Origin of the sequence: Cryptosporangium phraense, from assembly GCF_006912135.1 — a bacterium.
Taxonomy (GTDB): Bacteria; Actinomycetota; Actinomycetes; order Mycobacteriales; family Cryptosporangiaceae; genus Cryptosporangium; species Cryptosporangium phraense.
In genome coordinates this window covers 1-25,954 of sequence record NZ_VIRS01000058.1, presented here as the reverse complement: position 1 = coordinate 25,954, position 25,954 = coordinate 1, and the positions used below count along the sequence as shown (strand labels likewise).

Here is a 25,954-nt window from a genome sequence, read left to right as displayed (position 1 = left end):
GCTGGGCGCCCCGCTCTTCGACCCCCTGGACGACATCCCCACGGTCGCCCGCCCCGGCTGGACCCACGAACCCGGCTGGTCCGCCTACCCCGCCGGAGCCCCGTCCGCCGGAGCCCCGTCCGCCGACTCCCAACCCCAGTCGGCCCAGTCCCCTTCGGGACAAGCAACCCCCACCGACTACAACCCCGAACAAACCTCCTCCCTCGCCGGCGCCCTCCTCGGCCCCAGCTCCGCCTCACCCCGCCCCGAACCCAAATCGAGCACCGGCAAGACCGTCCTCATCGTCGCGCTGGTCCTCCTCGTCGCGATCGCGATCGGCGCAGGCATCGCGATGGTCGCCGGCGACACGATCATGAACGTCCTCGACAACGTCCTGAACTAAAGAGCCGAAGCAATCCGCGACACAGCCTCGGCCATCACGTCGGGGCTGGTCGCGAAGTTGAACCGCGCGAACCCGGCCCCCTCGGGCCCGAAGTCCAGCCCCCGCATCAACGCGATCTTCCCCCGCTCCAGCAACACCGACGCCGGCTCGTCCCCCAACCCGAGCGGCCGAAAATCGAGCCAGGCCAGGTACGTCGCATCGGGCGCCGCGTACCCGACCCCGAGCGGCGCCAGCGCCTCCCCCAACGCCCGCCGATTCGCGTCGAGCTCCGCGCGCAGCGCGTCCAGCCAGTCCTCGCCGGACTCCAACGCCGCCACCGACCCGATCACCCCGAGGATCCCGGTCGACGACATCGCGTCCTCGTCGACCCGCTCCAGCAACGGCACCGAGTCCCCTCCGGCCACGAGCATCGCCGCCTTCAACCCGGCCAGATTCCACGCTTTCGACGTCGACACCGCCGCAAAACCGCGCGCATCCACCGACAGATACGGCGTGAACGTCGCCGAATCGAACGTCAGCGGCGCGTGGATCTCGTCCGACACCACCCGCACGCCGTACCGCGAGGCCAGCGCCGCCACCGCGGCCAACTCGTCCCGGGTGTGGACGGTCCCGGTCGGGTTCTGCGGGTTGCACAGCAGGTACACCCGCGCCCCCGCGGCGAACGCGGCCTCCAACCCGTCCAGATCCAGGCGCCCGGCCCGCAACGGCACGGTCACCAACGTCCGCCTCAGTATCGACAGCCACTCGAAGAACGGCGGGTAGACCGGCGGGTTGATCACGACCGCGTCGCCGGGCTCGGACACGAGCCCGATGGCGGTGCGCACCGCCCGAGCCACGTCCGGCATCAGCGCGATCGACTCCGGGTCCGGCCGCCACCCCCACCGCCGATGGGCGAAGGCCGCGTAGGCGTCCGGCAGCGCGTCCCGCGCCGCGTACCCGCTGTCCGAAAACTCCACTGCGGACGCCAGCGCCGCGCGGATCGGCTCGGCCAGCACGGTGTCCATCTCCGCGACGAACACCGGCAGGACGTCCGACGGGTACTTCCGCCACTTCTCGCTCCGACGCTGCTGCAGGTCCTCCAGTTTCGCCCAAATGTCCATGCCGCCATCGTGCCGTGACAGGCTGGACCGCACGCAACTCGAAGGGGCCGCACACCTCATGGCTGAATACGCATGGAACCGGATCGGCTTCGGAGCGGAACTCGCGATCGTCTCCGGCACCCGGATGGCCGGCTGGGCCCTCGGCGCCGCGCCCGAGCCGTACAGCGCCCGCTACACGCTCACCACCGACGAGAGCTGGGCCACCGCTTCGCTGGAGATCTCGACCGAGGGCGCCGGGTGGACGCGCTCGCTGCGTCTCGTCCGCCAGTCCGGCCGGGACGCCTGGAAGATCCGCACCAGCGAGACCGGTGCGCTGGCCGGACCGCCGCCGGGGTCCGAGTACCCCGAGACGCTCACCGACGCGGTCGACGTCGACATCGCGTTCTCGCCGTTGACCAACACGCTGCCGATCCGTCGCCTGAACCTGCGGGAGCAGCCGGTCGGGACCGAGTTCGACCTGACTTTCGCGTTCGTCGAGCTGCCGTCGCTGGCCGTCGTCGCGAGCGACCAGAAGTACGTCGTGGCCGGGCCGGGCGAGATCGGGTTCCGCTCCGGCGACTACCGCGTGCAGCTTGCCGTCGACGACGACGGCTTCGTCGTCGACTACCCCGGCCTCGCCACCCGGTCTACTGACCGGTCGAGGGCCTAGAGGCCTCGTACGTGACGGTTGCGCTCGGCCCGGCCGACTCCGGAAGGACGAGGCCCGGGCCGGCGACCGGCAGCTCCAGCCGCGTCTGGTGGATCACCGTGGCCCGGTGCCGCACCGCGAGATGCACCCGGTACACATCCGGACGCCGCGGCGCGACGAAAGGCAGCTCGAGCCGCTCGGAGCGCTCCTCGGGCAGGCAGGTGTGGGGGCCGCCGGGCTGGCACGGGCAGGTCCAGGCCGCTCCGGAGGCGGGGACGAACATCGCGTGCGGGCCGCTCGGCACCGGCACCGCGTCGGACACCACCGAGACCTGGACCCAGGCGCCGAGGTCGTCGCTCGTCGCGGCGCGCATCGCGAGCTGGATCAGGTAGTAGCCGCCGGGGGTCAGCGGCCGGCCGACCGGCGCCCCGGACGTGTCGACGACCCGGACCGCGACGTTCACCGCCGGCCCGGCGGCGCGCGGCTCCGGCGCCGAGAGCGCTCCGGTCGAATCAGGCTCCGTGCGCCTGCGCCACCACCGCCGCCGCTCCCCGATCCGCTCGTCTCCAGCTCGGGGCTCCGGCACCACCGGAGGCGTAACCGGGGCCGGCTTCGCCAGCTCGGCCGCCGCCTCCCCCCAGGCCCGCCGAGGCACCTCCCCGCCCGAGCCCGGCCCGACCGACGCAGACCCGTCAGCCACCGCCGAAACCGACCGGATCCCCTGAGCGTCCACACTCACCACGACACCGAACCGCTGCGCCAACGGACCGAACTGCTCCGCCTCCGCCAGCACGTCCAGCACCAGCACGACCGTCCGCCCCGGCGCCACCAGCGCACTCACGGTCTCGGCCGCCCCGGCCGACCCGAGCGCCGCCGCCAACCCCTGGAACGTGTCGACGAGCACCACCGCCGGAGGCGCGGCCACCGCCCCGATCGCCCCGGCGATCGCTTCCCAGCCCTTACCCGCGACCGCCGACGGCGCCCCGTTCAACCGGACCGTCCGCGGCCGGTCACCGGGCGGGTCGACGGCCATCCATAACGCGCCGAGGTCGATCATCGTCCCGCCGGCGGCCGGACCGACCAGGATCGTCAGCGCAGCAGCACGACCGGCCCCGTGCGGCCCGACCACGAGGACGAGCGGCTGCCGGGCGACGAGCGCGGCCACCTGATCCCTGATCACCGTCTACCCCGACCTCCGGCCCGCCCCCCAGCGCCCACTTGCCGTCAATGCTGCCCTGCGCCCGGACCGAAGGCCAGCGGTTCCCACCGACTCAGCTCGGCGGCGCCCACTCGCCGGTCGCGTCGAAGCGCTCCAGCGTCTCGGTGTACGGCGCCAGCTCCAGCCCGTTCGCGCGCAGCCACCCGTCGTCGTAGTACGTCCGCGAGTACCGCTCTCCGCCGTCGCACAGCAGCGTGACGACGCTGCCGCCACCCTCCAGGCCCGCGATCAACGAGAACACGCCCCACAGGTTCGTCCCGGTCGACCCTCCGACCGGCCGCCCCAGCTTCCGCGTCGCGTACCGCGCGGCGGCGATCGACGCCGCGTCCGGGACACCGATCATACGGTCGACGACCCCGCCGACGAAGCTCGGCTCGACGCGCTGCCGCCCGATCCCCTCGATCCGCGACCCCCGGCCGGTGATCACCGACGGGTCGGCGGCCGACCAGGCCGGGAGGAACGCCGAGTTCTCCGGGTCGACGACGCACAGCTGCGTGGAGTACCGCCGGTAGCGCAGGTACCGGCCGATCGTCGCGCTGGTACCGCCGGTCCCGGCGCCCACCACGATCCACCGCGGCACCGGGTGCCGCTCGGACTCCAGCTGCCCGAAGATCGACTCGGCGATGTTGTTGTTGCCACGCCAGTCCGTGGCCCGCTCCGCGTACGTGAACTGGTCCATGAAGTGCCCGTCGAGCTCCGACGCCAGCCGGTGCGACTCGGCGTAGACCGTCCGCGGGTCGTCGACCAGGTGACAGCGCCCGCCCTGGAACTCGATCAGCGCTACCTTCTCCGCGCTCGTCCCGGCCGGCATCACCGCGACGAACGGCAGCCCGAGCATCCGGGCGAAGTACGCCTCGCTCACCGCGGTAGAGCCCGACGACGCCTCGACGACCGTCGTCCCCTCGCGGATCCAGCCGTTGCACAGCGCGTACAGGAACAGCGACCGGGCCAGCCGGTGCTTCAGCGAGCCGGTCGGGTGCGTCGACTCGTCCTTGATGTACAGCTCCAGCGCCGACCCGGGCAGCGGGAACGTCAGGAGGTGGGTGTCGGCCGAGCGGTTGGCGTCGGCCTCGACCAGCCGGATCGCCTCGTCGATCCAGTCCCGGTCACGCCCCACCGAAGTACTCCAGGTATTTGGCCGGATCCACGTTCCCACCCGAGACGACCGCCACCGTCCGCGCCGCCGGCGGCAGCTCGGCCGCGTGGTACAGGTAGGCCGCCGTCGTCACGGCGCCCGACGGCTCGGCGACCAGCCGGGCCTTCCGGCCGAGCACCCGCACGGCCGACGCGATCTCCTCGTCCGACACGGTCACGACCCCGTCGACGTACTCGCGGATGTGCGCGAACGGCAGCACGCCCACCGACGTCGTCCGTAGGCCGTCGGCGATCGTCCGGTAGGTCTGCTCCGGCGTCCAGGTGACCCGCCGCCCGGTCCGGAAGCTCTCGGCCGCGTCCGCGGCCAGCTCCGGTTCGACCGCGATCACCCGCGTCGTCGGCGACAGCGCCTTGATCGCGGTGGCGACGCCGGAGATCAGCCCTCCCCCGCTCACCGGCACGAGGACGAGGTCCCCCTCGCCGGCCGCGGAGTGATCGGCCCCGAGGTCCTCCGCGATCTCCAGTCCGACGGTGCCCTGGCCGGCGATGATCCGGGCGTCGTCGTACGGCGGGACGTGGGCGTACCCGTGCTCGGCGACCAGCTCCAGCGGACGGACGTCCCGCTCGGCCGGCGGCACGATCAGGATCTCGGCGCCGTATCCCCGGGTCGCTTCGAGCTTCACCGCTGGCGTCGTGTCGGGCATGACGATCGTTGCCCGGATCCCCAGCCGGGCCGCCGCGTACGCGACCGCCTGGGCGTGGTTGCCGCTGGACTGGGCCACGACCCCGCGCGCCCGCTGGCCGGCGTCCAGGAGCGCCAGCGCGTTGCTGGCTCCGCGCAGCTTGAACGCCCCGGTCGCCTGCAGGCTCTCGGGCTTCAGCCACAGCGGACGCCCGGCTTCGGCCCATGCGCACGGGAGCAGCGGCGTCCGCACCACCAAGTCCCGAATCCTGTCCGCGGCTGCCTGAATGTCGCTCAGCGTCACCAATGACGGGGCTGTGGTGGGGATCGCGGTCATGACGGCCACGATAGTCACCCGTTCCGGACGCATCCCCCGTCACCACGTCCGCACGACCACCGAACGACCCCCAGGCCGTGCACAGCCCATTTATCCGCTTTTAAGTGGATGCTAATTCGATCAAGGAATCGCTCTTCCAATTGGAGCCCATCCACCGACCCGTCAAAACCGTATCGCCGTTCGACTCAGTGGCCCCAACCGTTCCCCCTAACGGCTCGCCACTCTCGGTATCCGAGTCGGGACGCGCGAGATGCAAATCGTCGGCGAATTCCCGATCGCCTAACCCGTGACCGATACTCGGAGGCGGCAAATTGTCGGCACCCCGACAGCAATTCGAGTCTTGTGTCGACCAAAATTGGTTGCCGTCGGAAACAGGACCGACCTAAAGCGAACGTGACTGCGGCTCACGTTCGGAATCCGTCCGGTTCAGCGATCGTCCAACGGACGCGCGCGGCCTTCCCATTTCGTGGATAGCACAACGGTCGTACGGGTTCGGGCGACGCCGTGGATGCGGTTCAGCCGGCCGATCGTGTGCTCGAGCGCCGCCACGTCGGGCACCCGCACGAGAAGCAGGAATGACTCCTCACCGGCGACGAACCAGCACGACTCGACTTCCGGCAGGCGGTGCAGCGCGTCGGCGATCTCGTCCTGCTCCGAGCTCTCGGCCTGGATCACGCCGATCATCGCGGTGACGCCGAGACCGATCGCCGTGGTGTCGACCGACGCGTGATAACCGGTGATGACGCCGGTGGACTCGAGTTTGCCCACGCGGTCGTGCACGGCCGGGGCGGACAGACCGACGCGCCGCGCCAACTCCGCGTACGTCTCCCGGCCGCTGCTCCGGAGCGTGTCCAGCAACCGCCGGTCGATCTCGTCCACGACGCTCCTCTCCGGCGGTCCGGCTCCGCACCGATACCGGCCGCTCACCAGCCCAGAGGGCATCGTAAGCCGCGGCCGGGCGGCACGCTGACCCACGCCCGCAGGCAAACCGCAGTAGGCCGACGTTGTCGCGCCGAACGTTGTCTTCTGGAAGTGCAAACATCTCGTTCGATGTGGACCGAAGAGCACTCGTTGAACAGAGCTCGACAATTCGTGACCGCAGACACAGGACTAGGTCTTCGGAATCGAACCAACACGCCGAAGCCTTGCCGACGCTGTGTCAACCAGCCGAGAAATCTCCGTAATCGCAGGTCACCCCGGTAGGGACTGGTCGGCACCAGCGCGAATCGATGTGCGGCCACACAATCGGTGATGCATCGACCATCGACTCCCGATCAGATCAGTTTGGCCGTTTCCGGTCGCCGACCGGACCTCCGGTGCTTGAATGACTCGCGAACCAATAACGCCGCGCCGTTCCGGCGCATCAACGTGCGATTTCGCACCGGCGAGAAGAGAGGCGAAAGTGGAGGTTGGCGAGCGTCTACTCACCCCAGGTGAGGTCGCGGCGCTTTTCCGGGTGGACCCGAAGACCGTGACGCGGTGGGCGGCCGCTGGGCGAATCAGCAGCATCCGCACCCCGGGTGGTCACCGTCGCTTCCGGGAATCCGAGGTCCGCGCGCTGCTCGCATCTGGTGACCCGGATGTCGAACTCGAAGAGCGGAGAGCAGCGGGGCACTAAAGAAGCGCCCGTGCCCCACCCAACTCTCCGCGCCATCTGGTGAAGAGGGTGTGGCCGACTCCGAGGGTGTCGAGCACCTTCCCCGCAACGAAGTCGACCAGCTCCTGCACCGTGGAGGTTCCGGCATAGAAGCCGGGGCTGGCCGGCAGCACCACCGCTCCGGCGTCGTGGAGCGCCAGCAGGTGGACGAGGTGCCCCCGGGATAGCGGGGTTTCCCGGGGCACCACGACCACCGGCCGCCGCTCCTTCAGGTTCACGTCCGCGGCCCGCTGCAGCAGATCCTTCGAGAGCCCCAGTGCGATGCCGGCCACGGCCGCCGTACTGGCGGGCACGACGACCATCCCGCGCACCTGGTACGAGCCGCTGCTCGGCCCGGCCGCGAGGTCACCGGGCGGCCAGTAGCGCACGTCCTTCAGGTCGCGCCCGAGCCAGGCCGCGACGTCCTCTTCCCAGTGCGCGTCCCGGATCGTCCGGCCGACCTCGTCGAGCAGCGTCAGCCGCGCGGCCCGCGACACCACCAGGTCGACGGCCTCACCGGCGTCGAGCAGCCCGTTGAGCACCGACTGCGCGTACGGCGTACCGCTCGCGCCGGAGACGCCGACCACCCAGGGCAGTCTCACCAGGTCAGGTCCTGCCGGAACACGAGGTCGGCCAGCGCGAACAGGAACAGCACGATCCCGATGACGCCGTTGGCGGTGAAGAACGCCCGGTTCACCCGGGACAGGTCGTCGGCCCGCACGATCGCGTGCTCGTAGGCCAGCACGGCCGCGGTGAACGCCATTCCGGCCCACCAGAGCCACCCGTAGCCGGTCATCGCACCGAACCAGACGTACAGCGCCACCGTGACCACGTGGACGACCGTGGAGGCCCGCAGCGACGCGGCGATGCCGAACCGAACCGGCACGCTCCGGACGCCGATCCGCCGATCGACCTCGACGTCCTGGCAGGCGTAGATCAGGTCGAAGCCGCCGATCCAGGTGCCGACCGCGAGCCCGAGCACGAACGCCGCCCACGACCAGTGCCCGGTGACGCCGATCCAGGCGCCGAGCGGAGCGATCGCCTGGGCCAGCCCGAGGAACGCCTGCGGGAAGTCCGTGAAGCGCTTCGCGTACGAGTAGATCGTCAGGAAGAACAGCGCGATCGGCGAGAGCACCAGGCAGAGCCAGCCCAGCCAGGCCGCCGAGGCCAGGAACACCACCAGCGCCACGACCAGGCCGACCCAGGCCGACCGCACCGACAGCGCCCCGGTGACGAGCTCCCGCTGGGCGGTGCGCGGGTTCTGGGCGTCGATGCGCCGGTCGATGATGCGGTTGGCGGCCATCGCCACCGTGCGCGCCGCGACCATCGCGATCGTGATCACGAGCAGCGTCAGCCACTGCACCGACCGGCCCTCGGTTCGCATCGCGGTCAGCGCGGCCACGTACGCGAACGGCAGCGCGAACACCGAGTGCTCGATCATGACCAGCCGCAGGAAGGCCTTGACCTTGTTCGGCGCCTCGACCGTCTCGGTCACAGGCCCAGCTCCCGCCAGCGCGCGTCGACCTTCGCGACCACTTCGGGGCTCATCCGCATCTCCTCCGGCCAACCCCGGTGGTAGCCCTCGGTAGGCAGCTTGCGGGTGGCGTCCACCCCCAGCTTGCCACCCCAGAACTGCTGGTAGGACGCGTGATCGAGGTGATCTACCGGACCCTGGGTGAGCAGGATGTCGTGCGCGTAGTCGACGTTGCCGAACGCCCGGAACGCGACCTCGCGGTAGTCGTGCACGTCACAGTCGGCGTCGACCACCACGATCAGCTTGCAGAGCGAGAGCAGCCCGGCGCCCCAGATCGCGTTCATGACCTTCATCGCGTGCTTCGGGAACCGCTTGTCGATCGAGACGATGCAGCAGTTGTGGAAGACGCCGGCGTCGGGCAGGTCGTAGTCGACGATGTCGGGGATCATGAACTTGATCAGCGGCAGGAAGATGCGCTCGGTGGCCTTGCCGATCGGCCCGTCCTCCTGGGGCGGCTGGCTGGTGATGATCGACTGGTAGATCGGCTTGCGCTGCGTCGTCATGCACTCGACGTGCAGCACCGGGAAGTCCTCGACCGGGGTGTAGAACCCGGTGTGGTCGCCGAACGGGCCCTCCGGGGCGCGCTCGCCCGGCTCGAGGTACCCCTCGAGCACCACCTGGGCGTGCGCGGGCACCTGCAGCGGCACGGTCAGGCAGTCGACCATCTCGACCCGCTCGCCGCGCAGGAAGCCGGCGAACAGGTACTCGTCGATGTCGCCGGGGAGCGGCGCGGTCGCGCTGTACGACACGGCCGGGTCGCAGCCGAACGCGATCGCGACCGGCAGCCGCTGGCCGAGACGCTCGGCGACCGCGTGGTGCGCGGTGGAGTCCTTGTGGATCTGCCAGTGCATGCCCAGCGTGTTCCGGCTGTGCTGCTGCAGCCGGTACAGGCCGAGGTTGCGCGCGCCGGTCTCCGGGTGCTTCGTGTGGGTCAGGCCGAGGTTGTGGTAGATCCCGCCGTCTCCCGGCCACACCTGCAGGCCCGGCAACCGGTCGAGGTCGACCGCGTCGTCCTTGTAGACGACTTCCTGGCTGGGCGCCGTCTTCACCCGCTTCGGGGGGACGTTCTTCAGCTGGGTGAGTTTGCCCAGCGCCTCGCGGAAGCCGCTGAAACCCTGGGGCAGCTCGGGCTTGAGCAGACCGGCGATGCGCTGCCCGATCTCGTCGAGATCGTCGACGCCGAGGGCCAGGGCCATCCGGCGCTCGGTGCCGAACACGTTCATCACGATCGGCATCTCGCCGCGCGTCGGGTTCTCGAACAGCAGGGCCGGACCGCCGTCGCGCACCACCCGCTGGGTGATCTCGCTGATCTCCAGCGTCGGATCGACCGGCGCGGTCACCCGCTTGAGTTCACCGGCCTTCTCCAGCCGCTTCAGGAACTCACGAAGGTCGGTGTGGGCCATGAACACCAGTATTCATGGCCCACCGACCTCTCGCTTCTAGGGGCGGCCGGCCCCGGCGTACGGCATGTTCGCGACCTGCTCGACCTGGACCGGCTGGCCCTCGGTCGGCGCGTGCACGACCTGGCCGTTGCCGATGTAGATCGCCGAGTGGTGCAGGTCGGAGTAGAAGAACACGATGTCGCCCGGCTGCAGGTTCTCCCTGGAGACGTGCTTGATCATGTTGTACTGCTGGTGGGCCGAGTGCGGCAGGTTCACGCCGACCTGCTTCCAGGCCATCATCGTCAGGCCCGAGCAGTCCCACTGGTTCGGGCCGGCGCCGCCGAACACGTACGGCTCACCCTGCTGCGCCAGCGCGAACTGCACCACGACGGCCGCGTTACCGCTGGCCTGCCCGTTGTACGTCGCGGTCTGGTACGAGCTGCCGTACTGCTTGGCGTAGGCCGAGCGACGGATCTGCTCCCACTTGTCCTGGTCCTTCTGGATCGACTTGCGCTGCGTGTCGAGCTGCTTCTCGATCCGCGTCGCCGTCTGGACCTGGAGGTCGACCTTCTTCTTCGTCCCGTCGAACTGCGCCTGGTACGCCTTGGCCTCGGTGATCGTCTGGCGCTGCTGCGCCGACAGCCACTCGACGGTCGCGAGCTGGTCCAGGAAGTCGGCCGGCGAGCCCGTGTCGATGATCGACGAGGAGAGGCGCATCCGACCGTCGCGGTACGCGGCGGCGGCGATCTTGCCGACCGCGTCCTGGGACGCGTCGAGCTTGGCCTGCGACGCCGACAACTGACGATTCAGCCCGGCTTGCTGCGTCTTGACCCGCTTGAGCTGGACCTTGGCGCTGTTCATCTGCTCGTTGACTTTGTCCATCTTCACACCGAGCGCGTCGAGTTGCTTCTCGGCTTCGGTGAGCGACGGAGCCGCACTGGCGCCGCCTGCCGGCAGCAACGCCACGCTCAGCACGGCGGCGACGACGCTGACCAGAACGATCGGACGACGAGCGTGAGTCCGTAAGGGCCTCACTGGCGCGGCACTCCTCACTCCCACTAGGCCGCTTACCGGGTTAGCTGACGGGTTCGGGCGGGAGCTGCCCTACCGCCTCGACGGCGGATTCACCCCGGGAACTCGGTTCCCCGGTTCTTGCGATTCAGCGGCGACTGCCCGACGCCATCCATGGTGAACGGCGGACGTTCGGAGAGTCGTGGGACACGGTAGGCCATGTGTTACTCGCCGGTCCAGCCTCGTCCGGCTTTCTGAGTGAACGTCTAACAGAGGACAGCGCCGAGTAGTTAGTCCACTCCGGAGCGCTGGCTTAAGCGCCTCTTAATGCGGTTACGTCGTCGCATCGTTCGAACGGCGGATGATTTGCTCCACTGTGGATCGCCGAACGGAGGACCTCGCGGCCGTGACGCCTGTGGCGCCCGATACGCCCGTTAGCTACCGCCCAGATTCCGACTTTTGGGGTAATTTGTCGGTAACGAGCGCAGTACCGAGGGGGACGAGACCATGGCTCAGCAGACCGAACACGAGGACGTGGTCGTGGTCGGCTGGCTCCGAGGCGACGACTACGAAGCCGCCCTCGCCTACCGCCGCCGAGAAGACCTCCCCCGTCCGGCCGATCAGCCCAAGTCCTCCGACGAGCCGACCCCGGAACGCCGCTGACGGCACCCAAGAATTAAGGTTTCACGACCTCGCCCTGAAGCCTCCGAGTGGCGCAGCCCACACCGCACTGGTGCTCCGCACAGAGCCCCTTGGGCTCACAGCCCGGAGTACGAGTGCAGGCCGCTCACGGCGAAGTTGATCACGTAGAGGTTGATCATCATCGTGATGAAGCCGAGGACCGCGATGAGGGCGGCCCGGCGACCGCGCCAGCCCGTGGTCGCCCGGGCGTGCAGGTAGGCCGCGTACACGACCCAGGAGATGAACGCCCAGGTCTCCTTCGGGTCCCAGCCCCAGTACCGGCTCCACGCCGCCTCGGCCCAGATCGCGCCACAGATGATGGCGAACGTCCAGATCGGGAAGCCGAACGCGTGCAGGCGGAAGGACAGTCGCTCCAGACCGTCGGCCGCAGGCAGGTGCCGACCGACGCCGAACGGGAAGCCGGGGGACTTCGCCGGGCGCCCGGCCGCGATCCGCCGGTCGTAGCCCTCGCGCAGCAGGTACAGGATCGCGATGACGCCGGCGGTCAGGTAGATCCCCACCGAGATCGACGCGGCCGACACGTGGATCCACAGCCAGTACGAGTTCAGCGCGGGCATCAGCGGCCCGGCGTCCACGTACAGCACGGTTCCGGCCAGCCCCAGCAGCAGCACGACCGGCAACATCACGAACATGCCCAGGTACCGCACCGGGCGCCGGGCCGAGACCACGAGCCAGGTGATCGTGCCGACCACGCACGCGACCGACACGAACTCGTACATGTTGCCCCACGGCACCCGACCGGCCGCGATCCCGCGCGCGGCCAGGCAACCGATCTGCGCGAGCGCGCCGAGAACCGCCGCCGCCACCGCGAACCGCCCGAACCAGGCCGCCCGCCCCCCGGTGATCGGCGCCCCGCCCCCGGCCCCCGTCCCGGTACCGGCCGCGGCGCCGACCGGCCCGGCCGGGGACACCGGCGCGTCGCCCGACGGACCTCCGGCCCCGACCAGCACCCGCGTCCGTTGCGCCGGGGTCGCGGCGCGGGCCGCGACCAGACCGCGCCGCCCGAAGGCGAACTCGATCGCGTAGCCGAACATCGCCACCGTGTACGCCAGGATCGCGACGACGAGCAGCGTGTTCGAGAGATCAGCGAGCTGGACTTCGGTCACGACGATCCTTCTTTCCCCACGGCGACCGACTCCTTGGTGTCGGCCGGTACGTCAGGTGGCGATTGAGCGGCGACCAGCCGCTGGGACAGCGCATCGAACTCGGAGGCGAACCGGTCCGGATCGGTCCGGGCCAGGCCGCCGACGGCCATCCGGCCGTCGGGCGAGATCCGGACGAACAGCCGACGCCGCCGGACGGTCAGCGACGTGATCAGGCCGAGCAGCATGAACACGGCCGCGACGAGCACGATCTTCTCGCCCGGGTCGTGCCCGACCTGGACGGTCATGAACTCCTTCACGCCGACGAACTGCAGCTTGGTGCCGTCGTCGAGCGTCCAGGTCTCGCCGACCGAGAGCTTCTTCGAGCCGACGGACTTCAGCGCGCCGCTGTCGACCTGGTTCTGGTCGATCGAGTACACCGACCGCGGGATCCCGGAGTCGAGTCCGGTGTCGCCGCGGTACCCGACCAGCGTCACCGCCGGGTCCTCCAGCTTCGGGCTCACCGACTGGATCGGCGGCCCGGACGCCGGCGCGGTCGGCAGGAAGAAGCCCGTGAACGCCATCTGCACGTTCCGCGCCCGGGACGCCGACTTCGGGTCCTGGTTCGCGTCCGGCAGGACGAACGCGCCCTCGCTGGTGAGCTGCGAGTCCTGCGGCAGGAACGCGGGCGACTCCTCGAACACCGTGCCGTACTTGTCGGTGTAGCGCAGCACCGGCGCGTACCCGTGGTTGATCAGGTAGACGTTCGCGCCGTCGAGCCGCAGCGGGTGGTTGACCTTGAGGTCGTACTTCTCGTCGGGGTTCTGGCTGTACGCCTGGTTGCCCTGGACGTACTCGACCTTGGCCAGGAAGTCCTCCGGCTGCCCGTTCGCCTGGTACGTGCCCTGGAAGTCGTCCAGCTGGACGCAGAACGAGGGGAGGGCGGCGTCGCGCATCCGGGTGCCGGGCGTGAACGAGTCGTAAGCCTGCACGGTGTCGCAGAACGCGTTGCCCTCGACCACGAGGACGCTCGCCTTCCACCCCCACAGCGACCCGGAGGCCACCCCGACCAGCAGCGCGACCAGCGCCACGTGGAACGCCAGGTTCCCGGTCTCCCGCAGGTAGCCCTTCTCGGCGCTGACCGTCACCGCGCCCGTCGGCTCGGTGCGCACGACCGTCCGCCAGCGGTTGCGCGTCAGCGTCCGGCGGACCGCGGTCGCGACCGCGGCCGGCTCGCCGCCGGTCTGGCCCGAGGCCGAGACCGGCAGGCGGTCCAGGTTCCGCGGGGCGGCCGGTGGCCGTCTGATCAGAGCTCGGCTGTGGACGCGTATCCGCGGCACCAGACAGCCGACGAGCGAGACGAACAGCAGCAGGTAGATCGCGGCGAACCAGGGCGAGGCGAAGACGTCGAACGCGGAGAGCTTGTCGAGGAACGGCGCGAGCGTCGGGTGGTCGACGAAGTACCGCTCGACCTTGGCCTGGTTCAGTGCGCGCTGCGGGAACGTGCTGCCCGGTACGGCGGCCAGCGCGAGCAGGAACAGCAGCACCAGCGCGGTGCGCATGCTGGTGAGCTGACGCCACCACCGCCGGGGCGCGGCCGCGAGCGCGTTGAACCCGCCGGGTCCGCGACCACCCGGCTGGTCGCCGTCCGGGTCGGTGCGGCCGACCCGACGGTCTTCCCGCGCGGTGGCGTCTTCCGGGGCGGTCGCGAGCCCGGTCAGCGCCTCGGTCTCGTCGGCGACCTCGGGCCGGGGCGGAGAGGCCATCAGAGCGTCACCCCACCGGCGCCGAACACGCTACGGACCCAGATCACCAGGTCGTCCCAGGCGCCGAACAGCAGCAGCGCACCGACCGCGATCAGCAGCACGCCACCGATCCGGACCACCCACGCACTGTGCCTGCGCACGACCGCGAACGCCCCCAGCACACGCCGGAAGCCCAGCGCGAACAGCACGAACGGCACCCCGAGCCCGACGCAGTAGGCCAGCGCGAGCAACGCACCCCGCCCTCCTCCGCCCTGCACGAAGGCCAGGCTCAGCACCGCGCCGAGCGTCGGGCCGACGCACGGGATCCAGCCGAGCCCGAACACCGCACCGAGCAGCGGCGCACCGGCCAGCCCGGAGGCCGGCAGCCAGCGCACCCGGGCCTCCCGCTGCAGGCCGGGCAGCACGCCCAGATAACCGAGCCCGAACACGATCACCAGCGCACCGACGATCCGCTGCAGCGTCGCCTGGTGCTCGTACAGGAACCCGCCGAGCCCACCGGCGGCGAACGCCACCAGCGTGAACACCGCGCTGAACCCGGCCACGAACAGCAGGCTCCCGGCCAGCAGCTTGCCCCGGGCCTGCGTCTTCGTGGGCCGGGTCGCCAGCGCGACCCCACCGCCGCCATCGACCGGGCCGCCGGCCTCGACCGGCCGCCCGGACGGGTCGGTGCCGAGTGCGGCGTCGAGATCGGCGCCCGCGATCCCGGTGACGTACGAGACGTAGCCCGGCACCAGCGGCAGCACGCACGGCGAGAGGAAGCTGACCAGCCCGGCCAGCGCGCTCACCCCGACCGCGACGACCAGCGGCCCCTCGGTGACCAGCTCGGGCAGGCTCATTTCTCCGCCGCCACCCGCTCGACCACCGGCTGCAGCTCGTCGTCGAGCAGCCCCTTGCGGAACACTGCGGCGATCCTGCCCTGGCGGTCGACGATGATCGTCGCCGGGATCGCGTTCGGCGGCACCGCCTTGAGCTGCAACGCGACCCGCCCGGCCGAGTCGAACAGGCTCGGGTAGGTCATCTTGAAGTTGACGTCGAACGCCTTCGCCCGCGACTCGGTGTCTTTCACGTTGACGCCGACGAACCGCACGCCGCTCGCCTTGGTCGCGGTGTAGACGCGCTCCAGGTCGTCGGCCTCGGCCCGGCAGGGCGCGCACCACGAGCCCCAGAAGTTGAACACGACGACGTCGCCGCGGGCCTGGTCGAGCGCGAACGTGCCGCCGTCGAGCAGCGTGCCGGAGATGTTCGGCGCCTGGGTGCGGTCACCGGCGTCGTAGAACTTCGACGCCCCCGACCCGGCGACGAACCGGTTGGATCCCCCGGACTCCTGGTCGACGGCATCGGCCCCGGTCGAGCAGGCCGCCAGCGCGGCCAGCGCGGCCAGGGCCACTCCGCGGGCAATCCAGGCAAACATAGGGTCAGGCGCCTCGCTCGGTCTGCGCGGTCTTCGACTGGGCGATCAGGGGTGCGGCCGGGTCGGCGTACTCGAGGCCGACGAACTCGTCGTCCTCGAACCGCACCGACGTGACGCTGGCCAGCGCGCACTGACGACGACGGGGGTCGTGCCAGAGCGTCTTCTTCTCCAGGTGCCGCCGCAGGATGACGATCGGCGACTGGTGCGAGATGCACACCGCCTCGTGACCGGCCGCGGCCTTCCGGGCGTCGGTGACGATCGAGAGCATGCGCGCGGCCTGCTCCCGGTACGGCTCGCCCCAGGACGGACGGAACGGGTTGCGCAGGTAGTGCCAGTACTTGCGGTGGCGCCAGAGCCCGTCGCCGGGCCCGAACGGCTTGCCCTCGAACAGGTTCGTCGCCTCGATCAGTCGCTCGTCGACGGTCGGCTCGAGACCGAACTGCTCGGCGAACGGCTCCATCGTCTGCTGCGCGCGCTCCATCGGGCTGACGAACAGGTGCGTGACGTCGCGACCGGTCAGGTGCTGCGCGGTGACCTTGGCCATCTGCTCGCCGAGCGGCGACAGCTTGTAGCCGGGCAGGCGTCCGTAGAGGATGCCGCCCGGGTTGTACACCTCGCCGTGCCGAATCACGTGCACGATGGTCGTGACCGTCAACTCAGTCTCCCGTCCGAGCCTCTGCCGCAGCGCGGGCCGCCACCGGCAGCGCTGCCGCGATCCGGCCCAGAGCTTCCTCGTCGTGCGCCGCCGACAGGAACCATGCTTCGTAGGCGCTGGGCGGCAGGTAGACGCCCTCGGCCAACATCGCATGGAAGAACGCCGCGTAGGCCGCGGTGTCCTGCCGCCTCGCGCCGTCGAAGTCGAGGACCTCGTCGGCCGAGAAGAACACCGAGAACAGGTTGCCAGCCGCCTGCACCCGGTGGGGCACACCGGCTTCAGTCAACGCCTCGGACGCCAACCTGGCCACTCGTCCGGCCGAAGCGTCCACCGCGGCGTAGACGTCGGCCGTCGCCGCGCGGAGCGTGGCCAGCCCGGCCGCGCAGGCCAGCGGGTTCCCGGACAGGGTGCCGGCCTGGTAGACCGGCCCGGCCGGAGCGAGCGCGGCCATCACGTCGGCCTTACCGCCGAACGCGGCGGCCGGGAGGCCGCCGCCCATCACCTTGCCGAACGTGAACAGGTCGGGGACGACCCGGCCGCCGGAGGCACCGAACCAGCCCGCCGCCGAGATCCGGAAGCCGGTCATCACCTCGTCGCTGATCAGCAGCGCGCCGGCACCGGTGCAGAGCTCGCGCATCAGCACGTCGAAGCCGTCCACCGGAGGGACGACGCCCATGTTCGCGGGCACCGCCTCGACGATCACCGCCGCGATCTCGGCCCCGAACTCGGCGAACGCCTCCTTCAGCGCGTCGGCGTCGTTGTAGGGCAGGACGATCGTGTCGGCCGCGCTGGCCCCGGTGACGCCGGGCGTGTCCGGCAGCCCGAACGTGGCGACGCCCGACCCGGCCGCGGCCAGCAGCGAGTCGACGTGACCGTGGTAGTTGCCGGCGAACTTGACGACCTTGCTGCGGCCGGTGACGCCCCGGGCCAGCCGGATCGCGCTCATCGTGGCCTCGGTGCCGGAGTTGACCAGCCGGACCTGCTCGACCGGCTCGACCCGGCCGACGATCTCCTCGGCCAGCTCGACCTCGCCCAGGCTCGGCGTCCCGAAGCTGGTGCCGCGGGCGGCGGCCTCACCCAGCGCGGCGACGACGTCGGGGTGGGCGTGCCCGAGCAGGAGCGGCCCCCAGGAGCACACCAGGTCGACGTATTCGCGGCCGTCGGCGTCGAACAGGTAGGGGCCGTGGCCCCGGACCATGAACCGCGGGGTGCCGCCGACCGCACGGAACGCCCGCACCGGCGAGTTCACCCCGCCGGGCACGACGGTGCTGGCGCGCGCGAACCATTCGGCCGAGAGGGGCGCGTCGTCGGGATAGCTCACCGGGCCATTGTGTCAACTACCGGCCGTAGACGTCTCGCCGGGGCCGTGGTGACGCGCACATCCGGTAGCCGAAGGTGCGGATACAGTCGTATACAGGGGACTTGGGTCGCTCCCCGAGACCCCTGACGACTCCCGAGGAGCCCGCCGTGTCCGCTCAGCCCGTGGAATTTCCACTGCGTCCGACACCCGACGAGGCTTACGCGCTCATGGTGGCCGGCAACGCCCGGTTCGCCGCGGGCACCCCGGCCCGCCCCAACCAGGACGACGCCCGGCGGGTGCAGCTCGTCGCCGGTCAGGAGCCGTTCGCGGCCGTGCTCGGCTGCTCGGACTCCCGGGTACCGGCCGAGATCGTGTTCGACCAGGGCCTGGGCGACCTGTTCGTGTGCCGCACGGCCGGCCCGATCATCGACTTCGCGGTGCTGGGCAGCATCGAGTTCGCGATCACCCAGCTGCACGTGCCGCTCGTCGTCGTCATGGGCCACGAGCAGTGCGGAGCGCTGAAGGCCGCCGCCGAGACCGCGTCCGGCACCCTCGACCCGAGCGGGTCGGTGCGCGACCTGGTCGAGCGGGTGCTGCCGATCACGCTGCAGGCCCAGCGCGAGGGCGGCACGAAGGACGAGCAGCTCAACCGCGCGATCGGCTACAACGTCACCCGGGTGATCAACCTGCTGATCGAGCGCTCCCCGGCCATCGCCGACGCGGTGGCCGACGGGTCGGTCAAGCTGGTCGGCGCGGTCTACGAGTTGGAAGGCGGCCGCGCGAGGTTCCTCTGAGTTTTGTGCGCGGAGACGAAGTTGCCATCATTCGCTGGCTAATCAGCATTACCCGCCAGTAACGTGAGCGACCCGCGTTCAAGGAGGAACTCGTGCGTCGTCTGCTCGCTACCCTGACCGCAGCATTCGCGGCCACCGCGGTCGGTCTCGCCCTCGCGCAGCCGGCCCAGGCCGCCCCGATCGACCTGGTCTTCGCCAACACGACCGGCACCACCTTCATCGCCAAGCAGAAGGTCACCGCGGCCATCCCGACGTCGGTCGTCAAGACGTCGATCGACCTGGACGCCAAGACCCTCACCGGCACGGCCGAGATCCCCGACCTGACCGTGCACCTCAAGCTCGCGAGCCTGATCCCGACCACGTCGATCGTCCGGATCGTCCCGCAGGGTGGTCTGACCGGCACCGTCGACCTCGCCGCGAACAAGCTCTCGACCACGACGACGTTCAAGCTGCAGGTCCTGCGGGTCTTCCAGGACTCGCTGCCCGGTCTCAACCTGGTCAGCGCCGGGTGCACCACCAAGACCGCGACCAGCGCGACGCTGACGAACACGACGCCGATCGACATCTTCTCGACGACGACGGTCGAGGGCACCTACAAGATCCCGGCGTTCACGCACTGCGGGCTGCTGACCCCGCTCCTGACGACGCTGCTGGCGGGCGATGGCAATAAGCTGACGCTCAACCTCAAGGGCTGACGCCCTTCGCAGAGCCCGGTGGCCGCGGATCGGGAGGGTCCGCGGCCACCGTTTCCTGTCAATGACGGACTCAGAGCGAAGCGAGCTCCCGGCGCAGCCGCACGAACGTCCGCGGGATCCGGGCCCCGAGCACGGCGACCAGCTTCCCGGACCGCTTGTAGGCCGCGACGAACCGGTAGTCGGCCGGGTCGCCGTCGACGACCTCCACCGAGTCCCCCGGCTGGACGAACCCGGCGAACTGCACCATCACGCCGTACTGCTCGCTCCACACATACGGCACCGGGTCGTACTCGGCCGGGCTCCCCAGCAGCCCGACGGCCACCGCGGCCCCGTGCTCCCGGGCGTGCGTCCAGTGCTCGACCCGGATCGGCCCGCCGGCCCGCGCCGACGGGTAGCGGGCGACGTCACCGCAGGCCCAGACGCCCGGCACCGACGTCCGCCCGGCCGCGTCGACCAGCACGCCGTTGTCGAGCGCGACGCCGGAGCCTTCGAGCCAGCCCACCGACGGCACGACGCCGATCCCGACCACGACGACGTCGGCGGGCAGCTCGCGCCCGTCGCCCAGCCGCACGCCGGTGACCGCCCCGTCGGACGACGAGAACCCGGCCACCGAGACCCCGGTCTCCAGCGGCACCCCGTGCTCCTCGTGCAGGCCACGCACGACCGCGGCCATGTCCGGCCCGAACACCTGGGCCATCGGTTCCGGCGCCGCGTCCAGCACGGTCACCGACGCCCCGAGCTTGGACGCCGTCGACGCGACCTCGGCGCCGATGAACCCGGCCCCGATCACGACGACCAGGGCGGCCGGCCGGAACGCGGCTCGCAGAGCGTCCGCGTCGGCATTGGAACGGAGGGTGTGCACGCCCCGCAACCCGGCCGCGGACGGAAGCATGCGCGGCGAGGTGCCGGTGGCGATCACCACCGCGTCGCCGGAGACCTCGTCGCCGGAGGCCAGCACCACCGTGCGGTCGCGCAGTCCGACGGCGGGGACCCCGAGCCGCCAGGAGACCGAGTCGTGTTCCTCCTCGGTCAGCAGGGAGATCCCGGCGAGGTCCAGGTCACCGGCCAGATAGGCCTTCGACAGCGGCGGACGGTCGTAGGGCCGGTGCGGCTCCTCGCCGATCAGCTCGATCGCGCCGTCGAAGCCGCCCTGGCGCAGCGACCGGGCCAGCGACCAGCCGGCGAGCGAGGCCCCCACGATGACCACCCTGTCCACCGGCACTCTCCCCGTCAGTAGGCTTCTCTCGACGATCATCGTCCCGTAACAATCGCCGCACGGGCCGGGGTGTCTCGCTCTCCGGCACACGCACGGGAAGGGGAGTCGCAGTGACCCAGCAGGTACGCGGTGTCATCTCGCGAGCCAAAGGCGCTCCGGTCGAGGTCACGACCATCGTGGTGCCCGACCCGGGACCCGGTGAAGCCGTCGTGAAGGTCCAGGCGTGCGGCGTTTGTCACACTGACCTGCACTATCGCGAGGGTGGCATCAACGACGACTTCCCGTTCCTCCTCGGGCACGAGGCGGCCGGTGTGGTCGAGGCCGTCGGGCCGGGCGTCGAGAACGTCGCCCCGGGCGACTACGTCGTGCTGAACTGGCGCGCGGTATGCGGCGACTGCCGCGCCTGCCTGCGCGGACAGCCCTGGTACTGCTTCAACACCCACAACGCGACGCAGAAGATGACGCTGGAAGACGGCACCGAGCTGTCGCCGGCGCTGGGCATCGGCGCGTTCATCGAGAAGACGCTGGTCGCGGCGGGCCAGTGCACGAAGGTCGACCCGGCGGCCGAGCCGGCCGTGGCCGGTCTGCTGGGCTGCGGCGTGATGGCCGGCATCGGCGCGGCGATCAACACCGGTGGCGTCACCCGGGGCCACAGCGTCGCGGTGTGGGGCGCGGGCGGGGTCGGTGACGGCGCGATCGCCGGGGCCTACCTGGCCGGCGCGCGCCGGATCATCGCGATCGACGTCGACCCGCGCAAGCTGGAGTGGGCTCGCGGGTTCGGGGCGACCCACACGATCAACGCCCGTGAGACCGACGACGTCGTGAAGGCGGTGCAGGACCTGACCGACGGGTTCGGCGTCGACGTCGCGATCGAGGCGGTCGGCCGCCCGGAGACCTACAAGCAGGCGTTCTACGCCCGCGACCTGGCCGGCACCGTCGTGCTGGTCGGCGTCCCGACGCCGGACATGACGCTCGAGCTGCCGCTGATCGACGTGTTCGGACGTGGTGGCGCGCTGAAGTCGTCCTGGTACGGCGACTGCCTGCCGTCCCGCGACTTCCCGATGCTGATCGACCTGTACCTGCAGGGCCGGCTGCCGCTCGACAAGTTCGTCACCGAGACGATTCCGCTCGACGGCGTCGAGGCCGCGTTCGAGAAGATGCACCACGGCGACGTGCTCCGCTCGGTGGTGACGTTCTGAGCGCCCGGGTCGACCGCATCGTGACGTCGGGCGTGTTCGCGCTCGACGGCGGCGAGTGGGAGGTCGACAACAACGTCTGGATCGTCGGCGACGACTCCGAATGCCTGGTGATCGACGCTCCGCACGAGGCCGACGCGATCGCGGCCGCGGTCGGGGGCCGCACGGTCACCGCGATCGCCTGCACCCACGCCCACAACGACCACATCAACGCGGCCGTGGAGCTGGCCTCGTACGTGGGGGCGCCGATCCTGCTCAACCCGGCCGACCAGGTGCTGTGGGAGCAGGTCTACGGTTCCCGGCCCCCGGACGGAACGTTGGAGGACGGGCAGGAGCTCCGTGTCGCCGGGGTCTCTCTGCAGGTCTTGGCCACCCCCGGCCACGCGCCCGGCGCGGTGTGCTTCTACGCGCCGGAGTTGGGCGCCCTGTTCTCCGGCGACACGTTGTTCTCGGGCGGCCCGGGCGCCACCGGCCGGTCGTACTCGGACTTCCCGACGATCATCTCCTCGATCCGGGAGCGGCTGCTCTCGCTGCCCCCGGAGACCGTGGTCTACACCGGCCACGGCGACACGACGACGATCGGCGACGAGGCCCCGCACCTGCAGGAGTGGATCGACCGCGGTCACTGACCGACGGGCCGGCGGGTCGTCAGCGCGATCCCGCCGGCCACCAGCAGCAACGCACCGATGACGACGACCGCGAAGCCGGCCACCAGCACGCTGTCGAACAGCCCGGCCAGCGCGCTCGCGGGCACCACCAGCGCGATCAGCACGACCGGGATCAGCGCCGGGTACTTCCGGGTGACGACGTAGAGCACGAACGTCGCGGCCGCGAACCCGGCCCCGACGATCAGGCCGATGACCGTCAGCAGGGCGGCGTCCTCGGTGATCAGGGCCTCGGCGGCGCCGAAGCCGGTGCATCCGCCGAGCGCGGCCGCCAGCCCCGGCTCCCGGACCGGGTTGCCCGGTACCGGGGCGGCCAGCAGCAGCCACAGCGCGCCGACGACCGCGAACGCGAGCCCCCACGGCAGCGTGCCCTCGACCTGCCCCCGGTCGAGGACGTCTCCCACCAGCACCGACGAGGCCAGCCAGGCCCCGGCCAGCAGGGGCGCCCCGCGCACCAGCCCGTACGACGGCACCGCGACGACCAGCGCCGCGATCGAGCCGACCAGCACCTCGTACGGGTCGGTGGCCGGCACCGCCGCCGCGATCGCGGCCGCCCCGGCGGCCAGGACCCCGAGCGCGGACGCCAACCGGTGCCGGGCCTCGACGTCGCCGAACTGCGCGAACCGGGCCGCGACCAGGCCGCCGAGCAGCAGCATCGTCACGACGACGGCCAGCCCGAAGCGGGCCGCGGCCGGAAACGAATCCCAGGTCGGGACGACGATCGCGGCCGCACCGCCGAGCACCATCGCGCCACCGAGGTAACCGGCGACCTCGACCAGGCGGCTGCGGCGGGTCGAGGGGGCGCCAGGCGTCCAGAGCGCTACGAGCCGGGTGGACACCGTATCGGCCTGCTCGGGCGTGAGGACCTGCTCGCTGACCAGTTCGGCGAGCGTGGAGCGGACGGCTGCGGGTGTCGGCGTGCTCATGGCGTCATCATGACAACTGCTCCGACCTGCGCACATGAGTTGAACTACCCGGCCGGAAAGCGTGCGTCCGACGCCTGGACGCGGCACTCTGTGACCGTGCGTACCGAAACGGGCAATTCCGACGAAGAAGACGCTAACGATCCGGAGCCGTGGCGTCAGACGGCCGAGGCCTGGACCCAGCACGCCGAGGCCTGGGCCCTGCAGGCCGAGCAGGCCGCCCGGGCCGCGGCCGACGAGAACGTCTGGGCGCGGCCCAGCCCCGAGCCGTCGGAGCTCGAACCGGCTTCGCCCGAACCGGCTCTGCCCGAATCCGTGACGCCGGCCACCGGCGGCGGTTGGGGTCGGCACGCGGGCGTCGTCGTCGACGACCTGGGCGAGGTGCCCGAGCCGCCGCCGCCGAGCCCCTGGCCGGAGCTCACCCCGGAAGAGCGGACCGCACACCCGCACGCCTGGTCGGCCCGCCGCTACCTGATGCCGGTCGCGGGCGCGGCCGCGTTCGTGCTCTGCCTGGTCAGCGCGAGCTGGATGGTCTGGGGCTGGAGCCGCTCGGACGAGGCCCCACCGCTCAGCGCGCCGCCGCCTCCACCGCCGGTCGTCGCGACCCCGGCCACGCCGTCGGTCGCGCCACCGACGCTCGAGGCCGGAGCCGTGGCGCCGACCTCGCAGCCGCTCGAGCCGAGCCCGAGCGGGCAGGCGCTGGTCCCGGATCGGCCCGAGGAGACTTCCCCGCGCCCCGCCGACGCCCTCGCGCACTGGGCGAACGCGCTGCGCCAGATCGACATCCCGCCGGTCGCCCTCCAGGCCTACGGCTACGCCGAGGCCGTGCTCACCAAGGCCAAGCCGAACTGCAAACTCTCGTGGACGCTGCTCGCCGGCATCGGCGCGGTCGAGTCCAACCACGGACGCTACGGCGGAGCCCGCCTGGCCCCCGACGGCACCAGCAGCAAGCCGATCATCGGCGTCCCACTGGCCGGCATCGGCGTCGAGCGCGTCCGCGACACCGACGGCGGGACGCTCGACGGCGACCGCACCTGGGACCGCGCGATCGGCCCGATGCAGTTCCTGCCCTCGACCTGGAAGGCCTGGTCGGTGGATGCCGACCACAACGGCCGGGCCGACCCCTACGACATCGACGACGCGTCGCTCGCCGCCGGTTACTACCTCTGCGCGGGCGGGCAGAACCTCTCCACCGCCGACGGCTGGTCGGCCGCGGTGTTCAGCTACAACCGCGTTCCGGAGTACGTCCAGCGGGTGTACGAGTTCGCCGACGCCTACGGGCGTGCGACGTGAGGTTGACTGAGAGGCGGACGATGGTTGTGGGGGCCCGGGGCCGGGCCGGGTAGGCACGGAGGGTGTGCCGGCCCCGGGCGAACGGGCGCCGCTCGGGAAGGGAGCCTCGACTCAGTGAGTGCACCGACCGTGGGGACGCTCGGGCAGTACCGCCTGGTCGGCGTGCTCGGATCCGGCGGCATGGGCACCGTGTACCTGGGCCGATCGCCGGGCGGCCGGTTGGTCGCGGTCAAGGCCGTGCACGGCCACCTCGCCCTCAACCCCGACTTCCGGACGCGCTTCCGGCGCGAGGTCGCGCTGGCCCGCCGCGTCGGCGGCCCGTTCACCGCGGCGATGCTCGACGCCGATCCGGACGGCGACCCGCCCTGGCTCGCGACCGAGTACATCCGGGGCCAGGCGCTGTCGCAGGTGCTGTCCGAGCACGGAGCACTGCCCGAGCACACGGTGCGGGCGCTGGCGGCCGGGCTGGCCGAGGCGCTGGCTGTGATCCACGCGGCCGGGGTCGTCCACCGGGACCTGAAGCCGTCGAACGTGCTGCTGTCGGAGAACGGGCCGCGGGTGATCGACTTCGGGATCGCCAAGGCGGTCGAGGGGATCGATCTGACCGGTGACGGGCCGCTGCTCGGTACGCCCGGGTACATGTCGCCGGAGCACCTCGCGGGTGGGGTGCTGGCGCCGAGCTCCGACGTGTTCTCGCTGGGTGCGGTGCTCGCGCACGCGGCGACCGGGGTCGCGCCGTTCGGGGCCGGGCAGTCGTTCGCGGTGGCTTCGCGGGTGGCTAGTGCTTCGCCGGATCTGTCGGGGTTGCCCGGTGGGTTGGCGGAGTTGATCGGTCGGTGTCTGGCGAAGGATCCGGCGGAGCGGCCGTCGCTGGAGTGGATCGTCCGGCAGGTCGGATCGTTCGCCGAGCGCGACGATTGGCTCCCGTCCGCGGTCGACGACGCGATCCGGTTCCGGCCGGCGCCCACGAAGCCCTTCGACGGCGTGCCGCCGTCGTCGCCTGCGGGTTCTCCGGCCGACGCTCCCCCGCTGGACTTCGTCGCGTACCTGGCCGATCGCTTCAACCGCCGCCCGGGAGGAGCCCCGATAGCCCCGTCCACCGCCCTACAATCGCGCCCCACCCGCCCCTACACCGACGCGCGCCCCGCAGGCGGGGTAGCAGCAGGCGGCGCGGCGCCAGGCAGCGCCGCGGCGGCGAGCGGCTCAGCTGCGGCCAGCGTGGCGGCAGGCGGCGCGGCGGCGGGAGCAGG

General features: G+C 71.2%; 26 protein-coding genes, 1 pseudogene and 1 riboswitch. Of the genes and pseudogenes, 10 read left to right on the top strand and 17 right to left on the bottom strand.

The features are described from left to right. Positions 1-382: pseudogene (locus FL583_RS40655) on the top strand (hypothetical protein); the annotation flags it as partial. Here the strand turns inward: FL583_RS40655 and FL583_RS38470 are convergent. Then, entirely contained in the window at positions 379-1,482 is a 1,104-nt protein-coding gene (locus tag FL583_RS38470; RefSeq protein WP_170324097.1) for a MalY/PatB family protein, read from the bottom strand. The pseudogene FL583_RS40655 and the gene FL583_RS38470 overlap by 4 nt on opposite strands. A 58-nt stretch (positions 1,483-1,540) precedes the next feature. Here FL583_RS38470 and FL583_RS38465 point away from each other — a divergent pair, with 58 nt between their 5' ends. Next, a complete protein-coding gene (locus tag FL583_RS38465) occupies positions 1,541-2,131 on the top strand; it encodes a putative glycolipid-binding domain-containing protein (protein WP_170324096.1) in 591 nt (196 codons plus the stop codon). On the opposite strand, the gene FL583_RS38460 is transcribed toward FL583_RS38465, so the two are convergent. The 4 genes from FL583_RS38460 to FL583_RS38445 form a co-directional block, all read right to left on the bottom strand. Then, positions 2,109-3,290, bottom strand: coding sequence for a hypothetical protein (locus tag FL583_RS38460; protein ID WP_142709846.1), 1,182 nt, complete (start codon positions 3,288-3,290; stop codon positions 2,109-2,111). The genes FL583_RS38465 and FL583_RS38460 overlap by 23 nt on opposite strands. Before the next feature lie 91 nt (positions 3,291-3,381). Continuing rightward, positions 3,382-4,446, bottom strand: coding sequence for an L-cysteine desulfhydrase Cds1 (gene cds1 / locus FL583_RS38455; protein WP_205752835.1), 1,065 nt, complete (start codon positions 4,444-4,446; stop codon positions 3,382-3,384). Continuing rightward, entirely contained in the window at positions 4,436-5,443 is a 1,008-nt protein-coding gene (locus FL583_RS38450; RefSeq protein ID WP_142709845.1) for a threonine ammonia-lyase, read from the bottom strand. Before FL583_RS38450 ends, cds1 begins: the two co-directional genes overlap by 11 nt. A gap of 426 nt (positions 5,444-5,869) precedes the next feature. Then, a complete protein-coding gene (locus FL583_RS38445) occupies positions 5,870-6,322 on the bottom strand; it encodes an Lrp/AsnC family transcriptional regulator (protein ID WP_142709844.1) in 453 nt (150 codons plus the stop codon). Positions 6,323-6,845: 523 nt separating this feature from the next. Here FL583_RS38445 and FL583_RS38440 point away from each other — a divergent pair. Beyond that, the gene (locus FL583_RS38440; protein WP_142709843.1) at positions 6,846-7,061 is read left to right on the top strand and encodes a BldC family transcriptional regulator; all 216 of its coding nucleotides are present in this window, start codon (positions 6,846-6,848) and stop codon (positions 7,059-7,061) included. Here FL583_RS38440 and FL583_RS38435 read toward each other — a convergent pair. Genes FL583_RS38435 through FL583_RS38420 form a run of 4 tightly spaced genes read right to left on the bottom strand, consistent with a single transcriptional unit; the run spans position 7,058 to position 11,030 of the window. Next, positions 7,058-7,681, bottom strand: coding sequence for a UbiX family flavin prenyltransferase (locus tag FL583_RS38435; protein WP_142709842.1), 624 nt, complete (start codon positions 7,679-7,681; stop codon positions 7,058-7,060). The two genes, FL583_RS38440 and FL583_RS38435, sit on opposite strands and share 4 nt — an antisense overlap. Continuing rightward, a complete protein-coding gene (gene mqnP, locus FL583_RS38430) occupies positions 7,678-8,574 on the bottom strand; it encodes a menaquinone biosynthesis prenyltransferase MqnP (RefSeq protein ID WP_240746969.1) in 897 nt (298 codons plus the stop codon). Before mqnP ends, FL583_RS38435 begins: the two co-directional genes overlap by 4 nt. Then, entirely contained in the window at positions 8,571-10,016 is a 1,446-nt protein-coding gene (locus FL583_RS38425) for a menaquinone biosynthesis decarboxylase (RefSeq protein ID WP_142709841.1), read from the bottom strand. The genes mqnP and FL583_RS38425 overlap by 4 nt, the downstream gene beginning before the upstream one ends. A 36-nt stretch (positions 10,017-10,052) precedes the next feature. Then, the gene (locus FL583_RS38420) at positions 10,053-11,030 is read right to left on the bottom strand and encodes a C40 family peptidase (RefSeq protein WP_142709840.1); all 978 of its coding nucleotides are present in this window, start codon (positions 11,028-11,030) and stop codon (positions 10,053-10,055) included. A 14-nt stretch (positions 11,031-11,044) separates the two neighbouring features. Beyond that, a riboswitch (cyclic di-AMP (ydaO/yuaA leader) is annotated at positions 11,045-11,170 on the bottom strand. A gap of 343 nt (positions 11,171-11,513) precedes the next feature. Here FL583_RS38420 and FL583_RS40650 point away from each other — a divergent pair. Continuing rightward, positions 11,514-11,669, top strand: coding sequence for a hypothetical protein (locus FL583_RS40650; RefSeq protein WP_170324095.1), 156 nt, complete (start codon positions 11,514-11,516; stop codon positions 11,667-11,669). Between the two features lie 95 nt (positions 11,670-11,764). Here the strand turns inward: FL583_RS40650 and ccsB are convergent, their stop codons facing one another. From ccsB to hemL, 6 genes are read right to left on the bottom strand one after another with little or no spacing between them, the layout of a single operon-like run. Next, positions 11,765-12,814 (bottom strand): c-type cytochrome biogenesis protein CcsB, encoded by a 1,050-nt coding sequence (gene ccsB, locus FL583_RS38415; RefSeq protein WP_205752833.1) that lies wholly within the window; start codon positions 12,812-12,814, stop codon positions 11,765-11,767. Then, positions 12,811-14,556, bottom strand: coding sequence for a cytochrome c biogenesis protein ResB (gene resB, locus FL583_RS38410; RefSeq protein WP_205752832.1), 1,746 nt, complete (start codon positions 14,554-14,556; stop codon positions 12,811-12,813). Before resB ends, ccsB begins: the two co-directional genes overlap by 4 nt. Further along, a complete protein-coding gene (locus FL583_RS38405) occupies positions 14,556-15,392 on the bottom strand; it encodes a cytochrome c biogenesis CcdA family protein (RefSeq protein WP_142709839.1) in 837 nt (278 codons plus the stop codon). The genes resB and FL583_RS38405 overlap by 1 nt, the downstream gene beginning before the upstream one ends. After that, positions 15,389-15,967, bottom strand: a complete 579-nt coding sequence (locus tag FL583_RS38400; protein ID WP_142709838.1) for a TlpA family protein disulfide reductase — start codon at positions 15,965-15,967, stop codon at positions 15,389-15,391. Before FL583_RS38400 ends, FL583_RS38405 begins: the two co-directional genes overlap by 4 nt. A 4-nt stretch (positions 15,968-15,971) precedes the next feature. Next, positions 15,972-16,622 carry a histidine phosphatase family protein gene (locus FL583_RS38395; protein ID WP_142709837.1) on the bottom strand — a complete coding sequence of 217 codons (651 nt, stop codon included), beginning with the start codon at positions 16,620-16,622 and terminating at the stop codon, positions 15,972-15,974. Between the two features lies 1 nt (position 16,623). Then, the gene (gene hemL / locus FL583_RS38390; RefSeq protein ID WP_142709836.1) at positions 16,624-17,943 is read right to left on the bottom strand and encodes a glutamate-1-semialdehyde 2,1-aminomutase; all 1,320 of its coding nucleotides are present in this window, start codon (positions 17,941-17,943) and stop codon (positions 16,624-16,626) included. Positions 17,944-18,104: 161 nt separating this feature from the next. On the opposite strand from hemL, the gene FL583_RS38385 reads away from it, so the two are divergent. Together FL583_RS38385 and FL583_RS38380 are read left to right on the top strand one after the other, a co-directional pair. Next, positions 18,105-18,716: a carbonic anhydrase gene (locus FL583_RS38385; protein WP_240746968.1), complete on the top strand. Its 612-nt coding sequence runs from the start codon at positions 18,105-18,107 to the stop codon at positions 18,714-18,716. A 92-nt stretch (positions 18,717-18,808) separates the two neighbouring features. Continuing rightward, positions 18,809-19,411: a hypothetical protein gene (locus tag FL583_RS38380; protein ID WP_142709835.1), complete on the top strand. Its 603-nt coding sequence runs from the start codon at positions 18,809-18,811 to the stop codon at positions 19,409-19,411. A gap of 70 nt (positions 19,412-19,481) precedes the next feature. Here the strand turns inward: FL583_RS38380 and FL583_RS38375 are convergent, their stop codons facing one another. Further along, the gene (locus tag FL583_RS38375) at positions 19,482-20,627 is read right to left on the bottom strand and encodes an NAD(P)/FAD-dependent oxidoreductase (protein ID WP_205752831.1); all 1,146 of its coding nucleotides are present in this window, start codon (positions 20,625-20,627) and stop codon (positions 19,482-19,484) included. 110 nt (positions 20,628-20,737) lie between these two features. On the opposite strand from FL583_RS38375, the gene FL583_RS38370 reads away from it, so the two are divergent. Further along, positions 20,738-21,826, top strand: a complete 1,089-nt coding sequence (locus FL583_RS38370; protein ID WP_142709834.1) for an S-(hydroxymethyl)mycothiol dehydrogenase — start codon at positions 20,738-20,740, stop codon at positions 21,824-21,826. Next, a complete protein-coding gene (locus FL583_RS38365; RefSeq protein ID WP_142709833.1) occupies positions 21,823-22,452 on the top strand; it encodes an MBL fold metallo-hydrolase in 630 nt (209 codons plus the stop codon). Before FL583_RS38370 ends, FL583_RS38365 begins: the two co-directional genes overlap by 4 nt. On the opposite strand, the gene FL583_RS38360 is transcribed toward FL583_RS38365, so the two are convergent. Next, positions 22,446-23,414 carry a DUF2157 domain-containing protein gene (locus FL583_RS38360; protein ID WP_142709832.1) on the bottom strand — a complete coding sequence of 323 codons (969 nt, stop codon included), beginning with the start codon at positions 23,412-23,414 and terminating at the stop codon, positions 22,446-22,448. The two genes, FL583_RS38365 and FL583_RS38360, sit on opposite strands and share 7 nt — an antisense overlap. 96 nt (positions 23,415-23,510) lie before the next feature. Here FL583_RS38360 and FL583_RS38355 point away from each other — a divergent pair, with 96 nt between their 5' ends. Both FL583_RS38355 and FL583_RS41335 read left to right on the top strand, forming a co-directional pair. Next, positions 23,511-24,704 carry a lytic transglycosylase domain-containing protein gene (locus FL583_RS38355; protein WP_205752830.1) on the top strand — a complete coding sequence of 398 codons (1,194 nt, stop codon included), beginning with the start codon at positions 23,511-23,513 and terminating at the stop codon, positions 24,702-24,704. A gap of 114 nt (positions 24,705-24,818) precedes the next feature. Continuing rightward, the coding region (locus FL583_RS41335; protein ID WP_205752829.1) for a serine/threonine-protein kinase at positions 24,819-25,954 on the top strand (1,136 nt) is incomplete at its 3' end.

What these genes read in the sequence shown, in the direction of transcription:
- FL583_RS40650 (WP_170324095.1), top strand. Translation starts at nt 11,514, where the DNA reads ATGGCTCAGCAGACCGAACACGAGGACGTGGTCGTGGTCGGCTGGCTC.
- FL583_RS38450 (WP_142709845.1), bottom strand. Translation starts at nt 5,443, where the DNA reads ATGACCGCGATCCCCACCACAGCCCCGTCATTGGTGACGCTGAGCGAC.
- FL583_RS38360 (WP_142709832.1), bottom strand. Translation starts at nt 23,414, where the DNA reads ATGAGCACGCCGACACCCGCAGCCGTCCGCTCCACGCTCGCCGAACTG.
- FL583_RS38470 (WP_170324097.1), bottom strand. Translation starts at nt 1,482, where the DNA reads ATGGACATTTGGGCGAAACTGGAGGACCTGCAGCAGCGTCGGAGCGAG.
- FL583_RS38400 (WP_142709838.1), bottom strand. Translation starts at nt 15,967, where the DNA reads ATGTTTGCCTGGATTGCCCGCGGAGTGGCCCTGGCCGCGCTGGCCGCG.
- resB (WP_205752832.1), bottom strand. Translation starts at nt 14,556, where the DNA reads ATGGCCTCTCCGCCCCGGCCCGAGGTCGCCGACGAGACCGAGGCGCTG.
- FL583_RS38465 (WP_170324096.1), top strand. Translation starts at nt 1,541, where the DNA reads ATGGCTGAATACGCATGGAACCGGATCGGCTTCGGAGCGGAACTCGCG.
- FL583_RS38425 (WP_142709841.1), bottom strand. Translation starts at nt 10,016, where the DNA reads ATGGCCCACACCGACCTTCGTGAGTTCCTGAAGCGGCTGGAGAAGGCC.
- FL583_RS38405 (WP_142709839.1), bottom strand. Translation starts at nt 15,392, where the DNA reads ATGAGCCTGCCCGAGCTGGTCACCGAGGGGCCGCTGGTCGTCGCGGTC.